Source organism: Luteibacter sp. P4_D7_3 (genome assembly GCF_056401735.1).
This window is the reverse complement of record NZ_JBFUIT010000293.1, coordinates 1-4,876: the sequence shown is the minus strand read 5'-3', so window position 1 is coordinate 4,876 and position 4,876 is coordinate 1. Positions and strand designations below refer to the sequence as shown.

General features: G+C 64.0%; 3 protein-coding genes and 1 pseudogene. 2 read left to right on the top strand and 2 right to left on the bottom strand.

Annotation, left to right across the window (positions count from 1 at the left end):
- A partial coding sequence (locus tag AC1DSN_RS18315) for a TonB-dependent receptor (protein ID WP_477332082.1) occupies window positions 1-789 on the bottom strand: 789 nt, incomplete at its 3' end.
- A 305-nt stretch (window positions 790-1,094) separates the two neighbouring features.
- On the opposite strand from AC1DSN_RS18315, the gene AC1DSN_RS18310 reads away from it, so the two are divergent.
- The gene (locus AC1DSN_RS18310) at window positions 1,095-2,507 is read left to right on the top strand and encodes a porin (RefSeq protein WP_477332080.1); all 1,413 of its coding nucleotides are present in this window, start codon (window positions 1,095-1,097) and stop codon (window positions 2,505-2,507) included.
- A 129-nt stretch (window positions 2,508-2,636) separates the two neighbouring features.
- Here the strand turns inward: AC1DSN_RS18310 and AC1DSN_RS18305 are convergent, their stop codons facing one another.
- Window positions 2,637-4,382, bottom strand: coding sequence for a M28 family metallopeptidase (locus tag AC1DSN_RS18305; RefSeq protein WP_477297428.1), 1,746 nt, complete (start codon window positions 4,380-4,382; stop codon window positions 2,637-2,639).
- 123 nt (window positions 4,383-4,505) lie between these two features.
- On the opposite strand from AC1DSN_RS18305, the pseudogene AC1DSN_RS18300 reads away from it, so the two are divergent.
- Window positions 4,506-4,876: pseudogene (locus AC1DSN_RS18300) on the top strand (Hsp70 family protein); the annotation flags it as partial.

Below are 4,876 nucleotides of genomic sequence, written 5' to 3'. Positions count from 1 at the left end.
ACCATGCACGTTGATCAGCGCGTCGAAGTCGTCGGAGTGCTTGTACAGGGCCTGCAGGCGAACGGCGCGATCGTTGTAGCCACCGAGATCGTTCTTCTCGCCCTTGTAGTCGTTGTCGATCCAGCCGTCGCGATGCTGGGCGATGGCAGATACGCGGCCCGACCAGTCGGAGCTGATCGCGCCACCGAGGGCGGCTTCGGCATTGGCCGTGCCATACGAGCCATAGGAAAGGCGCGCGTAACCCTCGGTTTCCTGGGTCGGCTTGCGCGATTCGAACTTGATCACGCCCGCGGGCGAGTTGCGACCGAACAGGGTGCCCTGCGGGCCGCGCAGCACTTCCACCTGCTCCAGATCGAAGAGCGGGAAGCCCTTGAGGATCGGGTTTTCCTGGACGATATCGTCGTAAACCATCGATACCGGCTGCGACGCGTTGAGATCGAAGTCGCTGTTGCCCAGGCCGCGGATGTAGAAGCGCGGGAACTCGCGACCGTACGACGTCTCGGCATACACGCTGGGCGCGCGCGCGGCGAGCTGGAGCACGCCGTCGCCAGCCTGCCCGAAGGCTTCCAGCTTCTCGGCCGTGATCACGGTCATCGAGATAGGCACCTTCTGCAAGTCTTCCGTGCGCTTTTCAGCGGTGACGGTGACGGTCTCCAGCGTGGCCGTCTTGGCCTTCGGAGCGGTGGGCGCGGCGTCCTGTGCGTTGGCCATGCCAGCGGTGAGCGCCGTGGCGATGGACAGGGCAATGACGAGACGTCGCGGCGTACGGCGCGAGCTAACGAGAGACATGGTTTGTTCCGCCTGGGAGGTCCTGGGGTGGGAGAGTGCCTCGCCAACTGCGGTCGAGCCGGTCCCCTGGCGAGGGCGCGTCTTTGCGAATTATCCCTTGTTACGTGGGCATGACGAAAGTGTTGMAGCGCAGAAACCTGCGTGGATGGGTGAGGTTTGCGACTGTCATGGAAGTGCAATGGGTGGCCGATAACGTGCCCGCCTATCGAATGCGTTAGCGACGTTTAGCGTGCGTAAGCGTCACTATCGCAGACGTTTGAGGTTTTTCTCAACACTTTCCATGAGTATTTTCGGAGCCAAGCCCCATGAAGAGATTTCCCCTGGCCGCCGCCTTCTGGACAATGTGCGGTACCGCGGCCGCCGAGGGCGCACCGCAAGAAGCTATCGAGCTCTACGTCGATACGACCACCCGGCAGCTATTTGCGGAGCCGGGTCCGGGCCGCCAGCGTCTGGGCAAGTTCGCGCAGGTGACCGATAGCCCGGCGCCGGTGGCGGTCGCGGCAGCGGCGACGAACACGGCGACGGCTTCTGCGAGCGCGTCGGCGCAAATGGCCGCGGCGACTCCGCCGACAACACCGGCTGCCAAGGCCTGGTACGACAAGATAGGCATCCGGGGCTACCTGCAGATGCGTTACAACCAGGAGGTCGGCGGCGACGCGAAGGACCTCAAGTCCCCGGGCGATCGCTACATCGGCCGCGAGCAGGGCTTTGGCATTCGCCGCGCCCGCGTGGTCATCAGTGGCGACGTGACCGACAAGATGTCGATCTACATCCAGCCGGACTTTGCCAGCACGCCTACGGGGTCGTCGACAGGTCACTTCGTGCAGTTGCGCGACGCCTATGCGGACCTCTGGCTGGACAAGGACAAGACCTATCGCATCCGTGCCGGCCAGTCGAAGATTCCCTTCGGCTGGGAAGATCTGCAGTCGAGCCAGAACCGTCTCGCGCTCGATCGCGCCGACGCGCTCAATTCCGCGGTGCGCGACGAACGCGATCTGGGCATGTTCCTCTACTGGACACCGAAGGAGATCAAGGAGCGCTATGCCTATCTGGTCAAGTCGGGCCTGAAAGGTTCCGGCGACTACGGCGTGTTCGGCGTCGGTGTGTACAACGGGCAGGGCGCGAATCGTCCGGATCGCAACGATCAGCTGCACTCGGTGATCCACTTCTCCTATCCGTTCAAGTTTGCCAACGGGCAGTACCTCGAAGTGGGTGCGGACGCCTATTCAGGCCGCTACAAGGTCGCGACCGGTTCGGCAACCATCGATGGCCGGACGTTTACCCCGGTCGTCGACGCGCCTGTCGCCGGCTCGACGGACCGTCGCGTTGCGGCGCACGTGGTGTATTACCCGCAACCGTTCGGCTTCCAGGCGGAGTGGACGGTTGGGCAGGGCCCGGAGCTCGATGTCGCGCGCCGGGTCATCCGTACGCAATCGCTACGTGGTGGCTATGCGCAGGTGATGTACAAGTTTGACGGTGGCTATGGCTCGCTGATGCCGTATGCGAAGTGGCAGACGTATCGTGGTGCGGCGAAGTTCGATACCAATGCGCCGAGAATGCAGGCGGACGAACTGGAGGCGGGTGTCGAATGGCAACCTTCGAATGCGGTCGAGCTGGCGGTGGCCTGGGCGAATATGCGCCGCACGGATGTGAATTCGGCGCCTTATCGTCGTATTGATGGGCAGCTGTTGCGGGTGCAGTTGCAGGTGAATTACTGAGGTAGCCGGCTCTTTGTGGGAGCCGGCTCTTTGCGGGAGCCGGCTATGCCGGCGATGGGGGTTGCGGCGGACGGGTTATCGCCGCTGAAGCGGCTCCTACAGAGAGCCTGCAGCGAGCCTGCGAAGAACTTATTTTTTCTTCTTCGCCGTCGCAGCGAGGGACTTTTCGCGGACGGCCTTGAACTCGCTGCCGTCCTTCCATGCCGGCCAGACGTCGCTGTCGGCGAGTTTTTCGCCGAGGGCATAGAAGGCCTTGACGTTCTGGGTCACGCCGTCGAAGTTCCAGCGGATATCGTAGACATCGGTCGGCTGGTGGTAGTGGTTCTTGACGTAGTCGTTGGCGGCGGCTTCGCCCGCGGCTTTTCCACCGGCGACCATGTCGATGCCGCCATTGGCAGCGAGTGCGGGCACGCCTGCCTTGGCGAAGTTGAAGTGGTCGGAGCGGAAATAGTGGCCCTTCTCCGGTGAGGCGTCGCCGCTGACGACGCGGCCGTCGGCCTTGAGTACCTCGGCGAACATGTCTTCGAGATCGCCCTGGCCGAGGCCGACGACTTCCATGTCCTTGGTCGCGCCGGTGATCGGCAACGCGTCCATGTTGATGTCCGCGACGGTCTTGTTGAGCGGGAAGGGTGGGTGGGCGACGTAGTATTCCGAGCCGAGCAGGCCCGATTCTTCCATGGTCACTGCCGCGAAGATCACCGTGCGCTTCGGTTTGTCCTGGGCGAACTTGCCGGCAATTTCCAGCAGGGCGGCAATGCCGGTGCCGTTGTCGACCGCACCGTTGTAAATCTGATGGCCCTTCAGCGACGGATCGTGGCCAAGGTGATCCCAGTGGGCGGTGTAGACGATCGCTTCGTCGGGCTTGTCGCTGCCCTTGACCATGCCGATGACGTTGTTGCTCAGCGAATGCGTGATCGCGCTCTGCAGGTGGATGGAGGCCTTCGCCTCCAGCGGCACCGCCTTGAAGCCGCGCACGTCGGCTTGCTTCGCGAGGTCGTCGAAGTTCTTCCCGGATTTCGCAAAGAGGCGTTGTGCCGCTTCGTGCGTCAACCATCCGGCAACCGGCAGGCGAGGCGACGGGTCCTCGCTCTGGGGAAGGTCGAGGCGCGGCGTGGACCAGCTGCTTTGCACCACGTTCCAGCCGTAGGCGGCAGGCTCGGTCTGATGGACGATGAACGCGGCAGCGGCGCCCTGGCGGGCCGCCTCTTCGAACTTGTAGGTCCAGCGGCCGTAGTAGGTCATTTCGCGACCCTTGAACAGCTTGGGATCGTTCGCGTTCCAGCCCGGGTCGTTGACCAGGATGATGACCGTCTTGCCCTTCACGTCGACGCCATCGAAGTCGTTCCACTGGGCTTCCGGTGCGTTGACGCCATAGCCGACGAAAACGACATCCGAATCCTTGAGATCCACGTCGGCCTTGGCCTGGAGCGTGCCCGCGACCATCTCGCTGCCAAACGCGAACGCTTCCTGGTCGCCGCCTTCGGCGACATCGAGCTTCACGTTGGCCGGGTCGCTCAGCGCGGTCGAGACCGCGGGCACGGTCTGTACCCACTCGCCCTTGTTGCCCGGCTCCAGACCCATTCGCTTGAACTGTTCGATGATGTAGTTGGTCGTCAGGCGTTCGCCCAGGGTGCCGGGCTTGCGGCCGTCGTATTCGTCGGACGAGATGACCCGCAGGTGCGCGGCGAAGTCGTCCGGCGTGATCTCGGGACTAAAGGTGTGCTGCTCGTTGGCCACGGCCGGAAGCGGCGGGGGTGGCGAGGTGGCGGCCCTGGCAGGAGCGGGCGGAGGTGCCGCCGCCGTCTTGTCGTCGTCGTGGGACTGGCAGGCCGCCAGGGTCAGTGCGGTCAGGCAGGCGAGAGCGAGTCGACGCATCGGCGGAGAGTCCCCTTGGGCAGATAAGGTGGATCCCGAGTGTAGCGGCAAGGGCGGCCCTGTCGCCGCAGCGGCAAGGGAGTCATAATGGTCGGTTATCCCGTTCCCGGAAGACCTTCCCCCATGCGCATCGGCATCGACTTCGGAACCAGCTATTCGGCCGCAGCGGCTATCGTGGACGGACAGCTCGAACTGGTCCGTTTCGGCGACGCCCGTCAGTTCCGCACCGCGGTGTTTTTCCCCGAAATCGTGCCCAACGTGGACGACTTCGTGTTGACCCCGGTCCTGGAAGCCCAGGTGGATGCTTTCGTCCGCGCCTCCCGTCTCGATGAGCGCCAGGCCGGACGGGTTCCACGCGGCGACATGGACCTGCGTCGGGATGCCATCCGTGTGGTGCGCCGGCAGTGGATGGAAGAACGCACGCGCGAAGCCTCGGCGTCCGTAGCCAGCTTCCAGGACGCCCTCTTCGGCGAGGAGGCCGTGGACGCGTATCT

Bases quoted from the DNA above. Each gene is read 5' to 3' on its own strand.
- AC1DSN_RS18310 (WP_477332080.1), top strand. From the start codon at position 1,095: ATGAAGAGATTTCCCCTGGCCGCCGCCTTCTGGACAATGTGCGGTACC.
- AC1DSN_RS18305 (WP_477297428.1), bottom strand. From the start codon at position 4,382: ATGCGTCGACTCGCTCTCGCCTGCCTGACCGCACTGACCCTGGCGGCC.